This window comes from Photobacterium sp. DNB23_23_1 (genome assembly GCF_052873815.1).
In genome coordinates this window covers 109,384-124,069 of the sequence record NZ_JBNNXT010000009.1, presented here as the reverse complement: position 1 = coordinate 124,069, position 14,686 = coordinate 109,384, and the positions used below count along the sequence as shown (strand labels likewise).

The window sequence follows — 14,686 nt, the reverse complement described above, 5'->3', positions numbered from 1 at the left end:
AAACGCCTCCAACTGGAGGCGTTTTTATTCGTAGCAGTTTACCCTTAGGCCGGTTGCTGGATGATTACATCATCGGCTTTCTTGGTGTACTGTTCCATACGGTGGAAGTTGAGGTAACGGTAGGTATCCGCTGCCGTCGCATCAATTTGCTTGGCGTACTCAAGGTACTCTTCCTTGGTTGGAATACGGCCAAGAATAGCACCGACCGCTGCGAGTTCAGCAGAAGACAGGTAAACATTGGCACCAGTACCCAAACGGTTCGGGAAGTTACGGGTCGATGTCGACATCACCGTTGCCTTGTCAGCGACACGGGCCTGGTTACCCATACACAATGAACAACCTGGGGTTTCGATACGTACGCCAGCGCGACCGAAGATTCCGTAGTAGCCTTCTTCGGTAAGCTGATCTCTATCCATCTTGGTCGGCGGAGCCACCCACAGGCGGGTATCAAGCTGACCACCGAACTTCTCAAGCAGTTTACCTGCCGCACGGAAGTGACCGATGTTGGTCATACACGAACCGATGAACACTTCATCAATCGCTGTCCCCTGCACATCAGAAAGCAGACGTGCATCATCCGGATCGTTTGGTGCACACAAGATAGGCTGGTTGATCTCTGCCAGGTCGATTTCGATAACATGCGTGTACTCGGCATCGTTATCTGCTTCCATCAACTCAGGGTTCGTCAACCACGCTTCCATTGCCGTGATACGACGCTCGATAGTACGGCGGTCGCCGTAACCTTCGGCAATCATCCACTTAAGCATCACGATGTTAGAGTTCAAGTACTCAGCAATCGACTCTTGCGACAACTTCACCGTACAGCCTGCAGCACTGCGCTCGGCTGACGCATCAGAAAGCTCAAATGCCTGCTCTACCGTTAGGTGCTCAACACCTTCGATTTCCAGTACACGGCCAGAGAATTCGTTGATCTTACCGGCTTTCTCTACCGTCAACAGACCTTGCTGGATCGCGTAATAAGGGATGGCATGCACCAAGTCACGTAGGGTGATCCCTTCTTGCATCTCACCCTTGAAGCGCACCAAAATAGATTCTGGCATATCAAGCGGCATCACCCCGGTTGCGGCAGCAAATGCGACCAGACCAGAGCCTGCCGGGAACGAAATGCCCAGAGGGAAACGGGTGTGTGAGTCACCACCTGTACCCACGGTATCAGGCAGCAGCATACGGTTCAGCCATGAGTGAATAACACCGTCACCCGGGCGTAACGACACGCCACCGCGGTTCATGATGAAATCAGGCAAGGTATGGTGGGTGTTCACATCAATCGGCTTAGGGTAGGCCGAAGTGTGACAGAACGACTGCATGGTCAATTCAGCCGAAAAACCAAGACACGCCAGATCTTTTAGTTCATCACGGGTCATTGGGCCGGTGGTATCTTGTGAGCCTACCGTTGTCATTTTCGGCTCACAGTACGTCCCAGGACGAATACCCTCGACACCGCAGGCTTTACCCACCATCTTCTGGGCCAAGGTATACCCTTTGCCTGAATCTTCAACCGCAACAGGACGGCGGAACACATCAGATGATGGTAGGCCCAGTGATTGGCGGGCCCGATCTGTAAGGCCGCGGCCAATGATCAGTGGAATACGGCCACCAGCACGCACTTCGTCAATCAGCACATCGGTTTTCAGCTCAAACGTCGATACAACATCATCACTTCCATAGCGGCGTACTTCACCCTTGAACGGGTAGACATCAATCACATCGCCCATGTTCAGCGCGGTGACATCCACTTCAATCGGCAGCGCACCCGCATCTTCCATGGTATTGAAAAAGATTGGCGCAATCTTACCGCCCAGGACATAACCACCAGCACGCTTGTTAGGTACATTAGGGATATCGTCACCCATGAACCAAAGCACCGAGTTAGTCGCCGACTTACGTGATGAGCCGGTACCAACAACATCGCCGACATAAACCAGCTGATGACCTTTCGCTTTCAGTGCTTCGATCTGCTTGATAGGGCCAATCGAGCCCGGCTGATCAGGTTCGATACCTTCGCGTTCGTTCTTCAACATCGCCAAGGCATGTAGCGGGATATCAGGACGCGACCACGCATCCGGTGCCGGTGACAGATCATCGGTATTGGTTTCGCCAGTCACTTTGAATACGGTCAGGGTGATTTTTTCTGCCAGCTCAGGCTTGGACAGGAACCACTCGGCATCCGCCCAAGATTGGATCACCTGCTTGGCAAATACATTGCCGGCTTTCGCTTTCTCTTCGACGTCATAGAAGGCATCGAACATCAGTAGAGTATGGGACAACGTCTTAACCGCAATCGGGGCCAGAGCATCATCGTCAAGCAGTGCAATCAGCGGCTCAATGTTGTAACCACCTTGCATCGTACCCAACAACTCTGCAGCTTTTTCCTTGCTGACGATTGGGGACTGCGCTTCACCTTTAGTCAATGCCGCAAGAAATCCAGCCTTAACGTAGGCCGCTTCATCAACACCAGGGGGAATACGATTTTCCAGCAGATCTAGCAGAAAGGCGTCCTCACCTGCCGGTGGGGTCTTCAGTAATTCAATCAAAGCGGCAACTTGCTCAGCATCGAGCGGCTTTGGAACAACTCCTTCTGCAGCACGTTCTTCGACGTGTTTACGGTAGGCTTCAAGCACGACATATTCCTCATTTTAGGTTTGGCCGCACTGGCCAAACATCCTTGGAAGTGATTGATCTGCCGTTAGCATCCTTGAAGGCAGTGTTACTCCTTCGGTCACATAGGAAATGTTACTATTTCAGCCAACGGAGACCAAAACCGTCTACCGAGCATACCAGATTTAACGTAATATTAAAATCCAGTCGTTTTTCACAACATTCAAAAGTTTTGAATAAATGTAAGGAAGTGTTGACCCAACCAGATTTTTTTCGCCCTTATTTCAGCTTATTACACTACAACGCCCCGCCAAAAAAGACATAAAACGCATGATTTGACTGTTCGGTACGGCCATAAGCCAAGATAAGCGGACCGACGGGCGTGGTGATCCCCGAGTACAGGCTGCCTGCAGTATAGAGCGGGACATCCTTGAAATTCAGATCGGAATTGTTATAGACCCCGCCGTATTCCACTGAGCCACCGAAGAAGACCGAGGATTTGAACAAGCCAAAGTCCTGCTCCGTCAGGTTATAGCGATAAATGGCAGCGGTGAATATTTTGTTGTTGCCCGATAAGCTGTTTTTCGGGATCCCGGACAAATTAAGGAAGCCGCCCAGCTCTTTAGGATCGAGCCGCAGGTCAAAGTCCGAACTCACCCGGCCGTATTCTGCCTTGCCCATGAAGGTATGGTCACCATAGGTCACCGCTCCCTTCCAGTTCATATCAAAATGCACAGAAAAATCATCAAACTCACTCCCATCGAAACGACTTTTGTCATCCGATGCGGCCAACTCGAGTTCAAGCAGGTTACCTTGCTTGGGCAGCATAAAGTCATCCAATGTATCTAGGCTGTAACGGATATAGCCAACCTGACTCTTACGCTTATCAACCCCGAAGTTTGGAAAACCCAATACCTCCGTTTCCCCGCTGATATAACGCATTCCCATCCTGAACTCTTGCCACAGCTTTGGTTGCCAACCGAACGAAGCATCAAAAATGGTATCGGTATAATTTGCAGGAATGAATATATCAATATCTTCTAAAGCAGGCTCTTCCCCAAATAAGGGAATATTGTAATCGGTATTTTTATACTCAGCCGTTATCAAGGAAAACCAGTCATGATCTTTGACAAAAGGCAGGTATAGCCCCGTCGCAATACGCTTGTCCGAGCCATATTCCAGCTCGGTGCGCCACTCAGCCCCAGCGCGGCTAAGCCCGGTGACATTGAACGCCATACCAAAGGAGTAATCAGTACTGTTTTCAAAATCATCTTCAAGGGCAAAACGGAAGTCGATGAAGTTTGGCCCCCAACTTTTCTCCTCCACATTGAGTAAAATGACATTCTCACCGTCAATTTTTTCAATGCGGTAATCGACCCGCTCAAAACGGTCGAGGGCATATAAACTACTTACACTCGCGTCCAACTCCTCCGAGCTAATTGCCTTGCCAGCTTCCAGCTCCAAGCGATCAAGCAGTACACCATCGGCATAGCTACTGTTATTTTCCAACCGGATTTCATCGACCACCCGTTCATCAAGCGGCACCAGATGGCGACGGCGCTTCTGTTTATTATCGACGTAATCCTGGAACCAAGTACTGCGGCCAAGGTGATTTAACTCATCAGCCATAGCCATCACCTCAACATAACCGCTCTCGAAAGCCAGCGGCATACGGGCAAAATCAGCAGTGTTAATGCCGCGGATATTAGGTCGAATAAGGAAGTCTTTATCTGATAACAAGGCAATCTGGCGGTCAGCGTTATAGCGAACCATAAAGTCCGTCAGCTGATCCATGACGGCAAAATAAGTATTCAGCTCATCGCGTTTTTTGAATTCGTTACTGATATCAACCGCAATAATGATATCCGCTCCCATGTTGCGGACCACCTCAATCGGCAGGTTATCGGTGATCCCACCATCAACCAATAGCTTGCCCTTTACCTCCTTGGGCGGCAGTAAACCGGGAATTGACATACTGGCCTGCATCACCTCGGCTAAGTCGCCTTTATCAAGTACCACTGGCTCAAGGTTCTCAATATCCGTAGCGACCGCACGGTAGGGGATCACCAACTGATCAAAACTATCAAATACCGGTAAATTGCCGGAGGTCGAGCGTAGAATCGCCCCCATGGTCTGCCCCTGGACAATCCCCCTCGGTGCTTTCAGCTCCCAAAACCCAAAACCCAGCTCACTCGTGATTTGATAACGATCTTCTTGCTGCTTTTCCCTAACCCGGCGATCACCGCGCATGACCCGATCTTGATAGCCCTGCTCCCAGTCAACACTGGTCAGCAACGCCTCAATCTCATCAGCGCTCATCCCGGTCGCATAAAGGCCACCGACATAGGCGCCCATACTGGTTCCGGCAATGTAATCGACCGGGATCTGCAGATCCTCCAGCGCCTTGAGCACCCCGATGTGCGCTGCGCCCTTGGCACCGCCACCGCCCAGCACGACACCGATCTTCGGCCGCTGCTCGGCAAATGCTATGGAAGCAAAAGGGACACTGAACACGCACAAAAGTGTGACGCTTAGCACTAAAGTTCTATAACAGTACTGCAGATAGCAAAACACACTGTGAGTTGCCACAAATGGCTGTTCTTGAGTCATGGCTACTTATTCCGTGAACGCACGCTAGGTTCACATTTTCAGACAAAACTATAAAGACTGTGACGTTAACCGATTCACAATCAAACAAAAGCTGATCCTGGCAACTGCCAAGCAATTGGCGACCAGCCACTTTGTTACCGACCTTTATCATGCTGGCAAAATGCAAGCAGATGAAAGCAGATGAAAGCAGATGAAAGCAAAATAATCCAGCGTCTGAATGATATCAAAAACCAGTATCAATTGTTCGATGCCTCTATTGCTGATCGTACCAGTAACACTGGTCAACGCCACGATCCAAAGTCACCAGCTGAGTTGCAACCGCTTCGACATAATGCTTCGCAAGATACAACTTCCACCCAATAGTTTTTCAATAATTTGCAAAACTGTACATTCCCATACTCTTCACCCCCGAAACAAACCCAAATAAAACAGTAGCTTGAAATTGTGGTATCAAAGTTGATTAGTGCTAATTAGCTAAGGGGGAAATTTAACAATGGATAAAAAATTTTTACTTTCGGTAGTGCCTTTTTTGTTATTGAGTCACAACGCCAACAGTGCAAGTGCAGCCTTCGATACCTGCCCATACACTGCATTTCTGATGCAGGACTCACAAACCAACATATACGGCGTAAACCTACTGACCGGTGCGTTTCAGACCCTGCAAACGGATGTTGGGCAAACAGGGAACCTCAATGCAGCGGGCTACAATGAAACCGACAACTTCATTTATGCCTTCAACACCACCCAGAAAAAAGTGGTACAGGTTGGCAATGACTTCAAGGCAACCACCCTGCCTGTCACCGGCTTGCCAGATTCGCCTTTTTATGTCGGCGATGTCGCCAATAACACCTACTATCTCTACCGATCGGGGCTGTACACAATTCCACTCGACGAAAACGACCCGAATTACCTCAAGGGCAGAAAAATAGAGGGCAGCGATGGCAGTATGAAGATAACCGACTTTGCCTTCCACCCGGACGACGGCAATATTTATGCGGTCGACAACAAGCAGGGGCATTTCTACCGCATCAACCCAAATGACGGTAGCAAAACCATTTTGGGTAATGCCGGGGTAACAGGAACATTCGGTGCCGCCTACTTCGAGGCCAGTGGCAATTTCTATTTCAGCCGCAATCAGGACGGGATCATTTTTACCATCGATGTCTCGGACCCAAACAATATCGATACAACGGCTGTTCAATTTGCTGCCGGGCCGAAGTCTGGTCTCAACGACGGGGTACGTTGCGCCTCAGCTCCTGTCGAAATTGAATCCATTGATTTAGGCGATGCCCCGGACAGTTATCAGACCTCTGTTGACAATAACGGTGCCCGCCACGATCTCAGCAACAATTCTCTCTTCCTTGGCGGCGTTGCGCCTGACAGTGAATCAGTCGTTGGCACGAGTGATGATGCAACAGGAGTCGACGATGAGGACGGCGTCATCATTACCCCGTTACAAAATGGTGAGCAAGCTATGATCACCGTTACAGCCAATCAAGCAGGCGGCTTTCTTAATGCCTGGATTGACTGGAATAAAGACGGTGATTTCAGTGACAACAATGAACAAATCAGTACAGGTCAGGCATTGTCTGCAGGCATGAACTCATTGGTGGTCAATGTACCTGATTTTGTTACTGCTGGTGAGACTTGGGCGAGATTCCGCCTTAGCAGTGCAGAAAACCTACCCGCGTTTGGTGGGGCGCCCGATGGCGAAGTGGAAGACTACCAAGTCACTTTAGAAAACGCTCAACTTAATATCTCCCGCTACGGACCTTTTACCGCCGCATTTGAAGACAGCTGGCCCCGTGAAGGCGACTACGATCTCAATGATGTAGTGATGCGCTATCAAATCGAGATCAAAACCGATCAAAACGATGATGCCCGCCAGATCAAGATCTCAGGGACGTTGCAGGCCCTTGGAGCCGACTATCGCAACGGCTTTGGTATTCATCTACCACGACTCAGCCGTAGCTCAGTCGATGAAGATAACATTATTTTCACTCGAAACGGGCGTGTGGTTGCCGACTCACCACTAGAAACAGGCCAAGGAAATGCTGTGATCATTATTTCGCAAGATCTCAGTGCTCACGCCCAGACCAGTTGTCGCTTCCATCGTACACGGGAAAACTGCCAAGAGATCGAGAAATTCAACTTCTCTGTCACTTTGCCCCTCATCGCTGGAGTGAAGTCTTGGACCCTGCCGGCAGCTCCATTTGATCCCTTCATTTTTGCAGTCGATGGCTTCAACCATGGCGAAGGTACGTCCGTTGGGCGCGGGCTTGAAATTCATCTGGATGACTACGAGCCAACCGATCTCGGTAATGCCAGCCTTGAGCTGATGGGTAACTACGATGATCGCAGTGACAATGGAATCGGCAGTCTATACCGCACCGAAAATGGCCTGCCATGGGGATTTATCGTCACTGAGACTTGGTCTCACCCACTGGAGCAAGTCGATATGTTATTGGCATACCCTCGGTTTTTCGATTACGCCACAACAGGTGCCCATGTCGACTGGTTTATTAAATCAAAAAGGGTTAGCCAACACCTCTATGGCCTCGAATAACAGCATGGCCCCTAAGAGCAATAGCTTGGAATAGCAATAATTGGAAGAACAGAGGAATTGATGATGAAACAATTTACGCTCTTAATTTGCAGTTGGATATTGGCCTTGGGACTGACCGGTTGTGGTGGTGGTGGAGGCGGTGATGACAGTTCGAATTCAAGCTCACCAGCTTCTTCTTCCGAAAACAGCACCAGCGAAGACGACACGGTGACCATGGCGAGTATCAAGGTAGCACCGGACTATGATTTCACCACTAGTCAGCAACTCGAGGTTAATATCGACCTACGGTCTCTCACCGACCAACGCGTTTATGTCGGCTTTTACCAGCAATGGAGTGGTGATGACAACTCTCCGGTCCCCAATCCAGACTCACAGTTACTGTTGCAGGTCATTGATGATGGCCTGCTTAACCAAACTCTGACGATTGGCAAGCAACAACAGTCATTGTTGATGGTAGTAATGTTCGCCGATACCGGTATCAGCCCTGTTACCGATGTGTTCGCGGTGGATGGCGGTGAGTATGCGTATCCGTAAGACGGCGATGGGCGATGGGCGATGTCCATCCAAACAACCGAATACCACTAACCGCTCTACCTTTTTGTCTAAAGCCGGTTGCCAATAGCCAATAGCCAATAGCCAATAGCCTAAGTAAAAACAAAAAAAGCGCCCTAGGGCGCTTTTTTCATAGTCGTTAGCAAAGTAGCAATTACTTACGCTTAACCGCTTTGGCATTTGGAAGGTCAGTGATTGAACCTTCGAATACTTCTGCAGCCAGGCCAACAGACTCGTGTAGCGTTGGGTGAGCGTGGATAGTTAGCGCGATATCTTCGGCGTCACAACCCATCTCGATCGCTAGACCAATTTCACCCAGTAGCTCACCACCGTTAGTACCAACGATAGCACCACCGATCACGCGGTGCGTGTCTTTGTCGAAGATCATCTTCGTCATACCGTCAGCACAGTCAGAGGCAATGGCACGACCAGAAGCAGCCCAAGGGAAAGTCGCAACTTCATAGTTGATACCTTCAGCTTTTGCTTCTTTCTCCGTCTTACCAACCCATGCGACTTCTGGCTCAGTGTACGCAATGGAAGGAATGACTTTAGGGTCGAAGTAGTGCTTCTTACCAGAGATAACTTCAGCGGCTACATGACCTTCATGCACACCTTTGTGAGCAAGCATTGGCTGGCCAACGATGTCACCGATAGCGTGGATGTGAGCAACGTTAGTACGCATCTGCTTATCAACGTTGATGAAGCCACGCTCGTCAACTTCGATCCCCGCTTTTTCAGCGTCGATTAGCTTACCGTTTGGTACACGGCCGATAGCAACAAGTACTGCATCGTAACGAACGGCTTCAGCTGGTGCTTTCTTGCCTTCCATTGACACGTAGATACCATCTTCACGCGCTTCTACAGCCGTTACTTTCGTCTCTAGCATCAGATTGAATTTCTTCTTGATGCGTTTAGTGAAGACTTTGATGATGTCTTTGTCAGCAGCAGGGATTACCTGGTCGAACATTTCAACAACGTCAACCTGAGAACCCAGCGCGTGGTAAACCGTACCCATTTCTAGGCCGATGATACCGCCACCCATCACAAGTAGCTTTTCTGGTACTTCTTTCAGCTCAAGCGCGTCAGTTGAATCCCAGATACGTGAATCTTCGTGCGGGATAAACGGTAGCTCGATAGGACGAGAACCTGCCGCAACGATAGCGTTATCGAAGTTAACAGTTGTTGGACCGTCTTCGCCTTCAACAACGATAGTGTTAGGACCCGTAAATTTACCGTAACCGTTAACTACGTTAACTTTACGCATCTTAGCCATACCGCCAAGACCGCCAGTAAGCTGGGTAATTACTTTTTCTTTCCAAACACGGATTTTGTTGATATCGGTTTGAGGTTCACCGAATACGACACCGTGCTCAGCCATTGCTTTTGCTTCTTCGATGACTTTAGCAACGTGAAGCAGTGCTTTAGATGGGATACAACCCACGTTCAGACATACACCACCAAGCGTGCTGTATTTTTCGATTAGAACCGTATCCAGACCTAAGTCGGCGCAACGGAATGCCGCAGAGTAACCTGCAGGGCCTGAACCCAACACCACTACCTGGGCTTTAATTTCTTTACTCATCATGACCTCGTTGTAAGTCTTTTATCCCTAACAGGCTAAGTATTCGTGTTCTATTTCTTGTTTCAGCTAGCTAACGATTTTACAGAGGTGTTAACAAACTGAAAAGAAAATTGCTATAGCCTGTGAGCTACACAACACTTCCATGCCCGCTTTTGCAGGCATGGAGGTTGGGCTAAGAAACCTTAAAGTACCAGACGGCGAATGTCAGACAGACACGCGTTCAGGTATGTTATGAAGCGAGCACCTTCCGCACCATCGATCACACGGTGGTCGTATGATAGTGACAGTGGAAGCTGTAGGCGTGGTTCGAACTCTTTACCGTTCCACACTGGCTTCATTTCAGACTTAGATACACCCAGGATACCAACTTCTGGTGCATTCACGATTGGTGTGAATGCAGTACCACCGATACCGCCTAGGCTTGAGATAGTGAAACAACCGCCCTGCATATCAGAAGCCGTCAGCTTACCGGCACGTGCTTTCTTCGAAATCGCTTTCAGCTCATCAGATAGCTCGTAGATACCTTTCTTGTTCACGTCTTTGAAGACAGGAACAACCAGGCCGTTTGGCGTATCAACTGCGATACCTACGTTCACATACTTCTTCAGGATCAGGCTTTCACCGTCATCAGATAGAGAAGAGTTGAATGCAGGGAAGGCTTCAAGCGCTTTCGCTACCGCTTTCATGATGAACACAAGTGGCGTGATCTTCATGCCAGTATCTTTCTTCGCTTCAATCGCGTTCTGCTCTTTACGGAATGCTTCAAGCGCTGTGATATCTGCGTTGTCCCACTGTGTAACGTGAGGGATCATTACCCAGTTACGGTGCAGGTTAGCACCAGAGATCTTCTTGATACGAGAAAGCTTCTGAACTTCGGTCTCACCGAACTTGCTGAAGTCAACTTTCGGCCATGGCAGTAGACCTAGCGCAGAGCCGTCACCGCTGCCAGATGCCGCCGCACCAGACTCAAGACGCTTAAGCGCTTCTTTCACGAAGCTCTGAACGTCTTCTTTCAGGATACGATTCTTACGACCCGTACCTTTAACCTTGGAGAGGTTAACACCGAATTCACGCGCTAAACGACGAACAACTGGAGACGCGTGTGCGTACTCGTGGTTTTCCTGGAATTCACCCGTTGTAGCTGGAGTTGCTGGAGTAGCTGCCGCAGATGCTGCTGGCGTTGCTGCCGCAGGAGCCGCTGCAGGTGCTGGCGCTGCCGCCACCGGAGTGCCAGCCACTTCAAAAACCATGATTAGCGAGCCAGTTGACACTTTGTCGCCTGCTGCAATCTTGATTTCTTTAACCGTACCCGCGAATGGTGCAGGAACTTCCATCGAAGCCTTGTCACCTTCAACAGTGATCAGAGATTGCTCTTCTTCCACTGTATCGCCAACTGCAACCATGATTTCAGTCACTTCGACTTCATCACCGCCGATATCTGGCACATTGACTTCTTTTGCAGCAGAGGCTGCAGGAGCCGCCGCTGGCGCTTCCGCTGGAGCTGCTGCCGCAGGTGCAGAACCTGCAGTTTCGAAGATCATGATAAGAGAGCCAGTCGATACTTTATCGCCTGCTGCTACTTTGATCTCTTTTAGCGTACCGGCAAATGGTGCTGGTACTTCCATTGATGCTTTGTCGCCTTCAACAGTAAGAAGAGACTGCTCTTCTTCGATGCTGTCGCCAACTGCAACCATGATTTCAGTTACTTCAACTTCGTCGCCACCGATATCCGGTACGTGAACTTCTTTAAGTTCTGAAGTCGCAGGAGCCGCTGCTGCTGGAGCAGCAGGCGCGGCTTCAGCCGCAGGAGCAGGTGCTGCAGCGGCAGCCTCTGCTTCGAAAATCATGATTAGTGAACCGGTAGAAACAGTGTCGCCTTCAGCCACTTTGATTTCTTTAACGATACCCGCCTGAGAAGCTGGAACTTCCATAGAAGCCTTGTCGCCTTCGACAGTGATCAGTGACTGCTCTTCTTCAACCTTGTCGCCAACGCTAACAAGAATCTCAGTGACTTCAACCTCATCTGCACCGATGTCAGGTACATTAATTTCGATTGCCATGTTTAATTTGCCTCTTACGCGTATAGCGGGTTGATCTTGTCTGCGTCGATGTCGAACTTAGCAATTGCTTGTGCAACTACTGATTTCTCAACATCACCACGCTTAGCCAGTTCAGTCAGTGCAGCAACAACTACGTAGCCAGCATTAACTTCGAAGTGGCGGCGTAGGTTCGCACGGCTGTCAGAGCGGCCGAAACCGTCAGTACCAAGTACTTTGAAAGACTCTGAAGGCATGAACGCACGAACTTGTTCTGCGTAGTTCTTCATGTAGTCAGTCGCAGCAATAGCGGGCTCAGTACCCATCACTTCAGTGATGTAAGGTACTTTCGCTTCTGCTTCTGGGTGAAGCATGTTGAAGCGCTCTGCATCCTGACCGTCACGTGTTAGCTCATTGAATGACGTCACGGAGTAAACATCAGAAGCAACGCCGTAGTCATCGCTCAAGATCTGTGCAGCTTTGCGTACTTCGTTCATGATAGTACCAGAGCTCATCAGCTGAACTTTGCGCTCTTTTGCAGACTCAGTGCCCGCGTAAGATTCTAGCTTGTAGATACCCTTACGGATGCCTTCTTCAGCGCCTTCCGGCATTGCTGGCATGGCGTAGTTTTCGTTCATTACCGTTAGGTAGTAGAACACGTTCTCTTGGTTCTCACCGTACATGCGACGGATACCGTCTTGCATGATCACCGCTAGCTCGTAAGCAAACGTTGGGTCGTAAGAGATACAGTTAGGGATAGTGTTCGCCTGGATGTGCGAGTGACCATCTTCGTGCTGTAGACCTTCACCGTTCAGGGTTGTACGACCAGCTGTCGCACCTAGAAGGAAGCCACGAGCTTGTTGATCACCTGCTAGCCATGCCATGTCACCAATACGTTGGAAACCGAACATTGAGTAGTAGATGTAGAACGGGATCATAGGCAGGTCGTTGGTGCTGTATGACGTTGCAGCAGCAACCCAAGATGCCATTGAACCAAGTTCGTTGATACCTTCTTGTAGAACCTGACCAGAAGTCGCTTCTTTGTAGTAAGAGACTACACCGCGGTCTTCAGGTGTGTATTCTTGGCCGTGTGGGTTGTAGATCCCCACCTGGCGGAATAGACCTTCCATACCAAAAGTACGCGCTTCATCACAGATGATCGGCACGATATTCTTACCGATGCTCTTATCTTTCAGAAGGATGTTTAGCGTACGTACGTAAGCCATTGTGGTAGAGATGTCACGCTTTTGCTCTACAAGTAGAGAAGAGAACGCGTCTAGCTCAGGCACTTTGAACTCTTGAGTAAACTTAGGCAGGCGTTTAGGCGTGTAACCATGCAGTGCGTTACGACGAGCATGCAAGTATTCGTACTCAGCCGACCCTTCTTCCAGTTTCAGGTATGGAAGATCTTTGATCTTCTCATCTGAAAGGATGTCTTGTAGGCCTAGACGGTCGCGCAGGTGCTGAACATGAGTCATGTCCATTTTCTTCACACCGTGAGCGATGTTTTTGCCTTCTGCCGCTTCACCCATGCCGTAACCTTTAACAGTCTTAGCGAGGATCACGGTTGGCTTGCCGCCTGTTTCTTTTGCATTGTTGAATGCAGCGAACAGTTTAGATGAGTCATGACCACCACGCTTAAGCGCGAAGATTTCGTCATCAGTCATATCAGCAACAAGTGCCGCGGTTTCTGGGTACTTACCAAAGAAGTGCTCACGTACGTAGGCGCCATCTTTCGACTTGAATGTCTGGTAGTCACCGTCGATCGTTTCGTTCATTAGCTGAAGAAGCTTACCGGAAGTGTCTTTCGCTAGCAGAGAATCCCAGTTGCTACCCCAGATAACTTTAACAACATTCCAACCTGCGCCTTTAAATAGGCCTTCAAGCTCTTGGATGATGCTACCGTTACCCATAACAGGGCCATCTAGACGCTGCAGGTTACAGTTGATAAGGAAACATAGGTTGTCCAGCTTCTCACGTGCAGCGAAAGAGATCGCGCCGCGTGATTCTGGCTCATCCATCTCACCATCGCCCAGGAACGCGTAAACGCGTTGCGCTGAAGTCTCTTTCAGACCACGGCCTTCAAGGTACTTAAGGAAGCGCGCTTGGTAGATAGCAGAGATTGGGCCCAACCCCATAGAAACTGTCGGGAACTGCCAGAATTCAGGCATTAGTTTAGGGTGCGGGTATGATGGGATACCTTTACCGTCTACTTCTTGGCGGAAGTTGTCTAGCTGCTCTTCAGTCAGGCGGCCTTCAACAAATGCGCGAGAATAGATACCTGGAGAGATGTGACCCTGGTAGTAAACCAAATCGCCGCCATCAACGTCGTTTGGTGCACGGAAGAAGTGGTTGAAACATACTTCGTAGAATGCAGAGGCAGACTGGTAAGAAGCCATGTGGCCACCTAGGTCCAAATCTTTCTTAGAAGCACGCAGTACAATCATGATTGCGTTCCAACGAATAATGGAACGAATACGGCGCTCAAGTGTTGTATCACCTGGGTATGCAGGTTCCTGTGCCGCTGGGATCGTATTGATGTAGTTGGTTGTCATTCCTGTTGGCATATCTACGCCATCAAGACGAGCCTTGTCCAGTACTTGCTCAAGTAGGTACTGGGCGCGTTCTACACCTTCTTCACGAACCACTGACTCTAGGGCTGCTAGCCACTCTTGAGTTTCCAGTGCATCCACGTCATTTTTCATGACTTCAGACATGCGA

At 49.6% G+C, this 14,686-nt stretch carries 8 protein-coding genes; 3 read left to right on the top strand and 5 right to left on the bottom strand.

What is annotated here, in order from left to right; genetic code table 11:
- Nucleotides 1–44: 44 nt before the first annotated feature.
- The gene (gene acnB, locus ACVA53_RS08375; protein ID WP_446504879.1) at nt 45–2,642 is read right to left on the bottom strand and encodes a bifunctional aconitate hydratase 2/2-methylisocitrate dehydratase; all 2,598 of its coding nucleotides are present in this window, start codon (nt 2,640–2,642) and stop codon (nt 45–47) included.
- 274 nt (nt 2,643–2,916) lie between these two features.
- Nucleotides 2,917–5,229: a patatin-like phospholipase family protein gene (locus ACVA53_RS08370; RefSeq protein ID WP_255040822.1), complete on the bottom strand. Its 2,313-nt coding sequence runs from the start codon at nt 5,227–5,229 to the stop codon at nt 2,917–2,919.
- A gap of 180 nt (nt 5,230–5,409) precedes the next feature.
- Here ACVA53_RS08370 and ACVA53_RS08365 point away from each other — a divergent pair, with 180 nt between their 5' ends.
- The 3 genes from ACVA53_RS08365 (at nt 5,410) to ACVA53_RS08355 (ending at nt 8,329) form a co-directional block, all read left to right on the top strand.
- The gene (locus tag ACVA53_RS08365) at nt 5,410–5,592 is read left to right on the top strand and encodes a hypothetical protein (protein ID WP_446504878.1); all 183 of its coding nucleotides are present in this window, start codon (nt 5,410–5,412) and stop codon (nt 5,590–5,592) included.
- 130 nt (nt 5,593–5,722) lie between these two features.
- Entirely contained in the window at nt 5,723–7,795 is a 2,073-nt protein-coding gene (locus ACVA53_RS08360) for an LruC domain-containing protein (protein WP_255040820.1), read from the top strand.
- Nucleotides 7,796–7,858: 63 nt separating this feature from the next.
- Nucleotides 7,859–8,329, top strand: a complete 471-nt coding sequence (locus ACVA53_RS08355; protein WP_274125179.1) for a hypothetical protein — start codon at nt 7,859–7,861, stop codon at nt 8,327–8,329.
- A gap of 172 nt (nt 8,330–8,501) precedes the next feature.
- Here ACVA53_RS08355 and lpdA read toward each other — a convergent pair whose 3' ends face one another.
- The 3 genes from lpdA to aceE form a co-directional block, all read right to left on the bottom strand.
- On the bottom strand, nt 8,502–9,929 hold the full coding sequence (lpdA, locus tag ACVA53_RS08350) for a dihydrolipoyl dehydrogenase (RefSeq protein WP_255040818.1): 1,428 nt from the start codon (nt 9,927–9,929) through the stop codon (nt 8,502–8,504).
- A gap of 182 nt (nt 9,930–10,111) precedes the next feature.
- The gene (gene aceF, locus ACVA53_RS08345; protein WP_446504877.1) at nt 10,112–11,989 is read right to left on the bottom strand and encodes a pyruvate dehydrogenase complex dihydrolipoyllysine-residue acetyltransferase; all 1,878 of its coding nucleotides are present in this window, start codon (nt 11,987–11,989) and stop codon (nt 10,112–10,114) included.
- 14 nt (nt 11,990–12,003) lie between these two features.
- Nucleotides 12,004–14,682: a pyruvate dehydrogenase (acetyl-transferring), homodimeric type gene (gene aceE / locus ACVA53_RS08340; RefSeq protein ID WP_255040816.1), complete on the bottom strand. Its 2,679-nt coding sequence runs from the start codon at nt 14,680–14,682 to the stop codon at nt 12,004–12,006.
- Nucleotides 14,683–14,686: the final 4 nt, after the last annotated feature.

Excerpts from the sequence above, each read along its gene's own strand:
- ACVA53_RS08370 (WP_255040822.1), bottom strand. The coding sequence starts at position 5,229 with ATGACTCAAGAACAGCCATTTGTGGCAACTCACAGTGTGTTTTGCTAT.
- ACVA53_RS08365 (WP_446504878.1), top strand. The coding sequence starts at position 5,410 with ATGAAAGCAGATGAAAGCAAAATAATCCAGCGTCTGAATGATATCAAA.
- ACVA53_RS08360 (WP_255040820.1), top strand. The coding sequence starts at position 5,723 with ATGGATAAAAAATTTTTACTTTCGGTAGTGCCTTTTTTGTTATTGAGT.
- ACVA53_RS08355 (WP_274125179.1), top strand. The coding sequence starts at position 7,859 with ATGAAACAATTTACGCTCTTAATTTGCAGTTGGATATTGGCCTTGGGA.
- lpdA (WP_255040818.1), bottom strand. The coding sequence starts at position 9,929 with ATGAGTAAAGAAATTAAAGCCCAGGTAGTGGTGTTGGGTTCAGGCCCT.
- aceF (WP_446504877.1), bottom strand. The coding sequence starts at position 11,989 with ATGGCAATCGAAATTAATGTACCTGACATCGGTGCAGATGAGGTTGAA.
- aceE (WP_255040816.1), bottom strand. The coding sequence starts at position 14,682 with ATGTCTGAAGTCATGAAAAATGACGTGGATGCACTGGAAACTCAAGAG.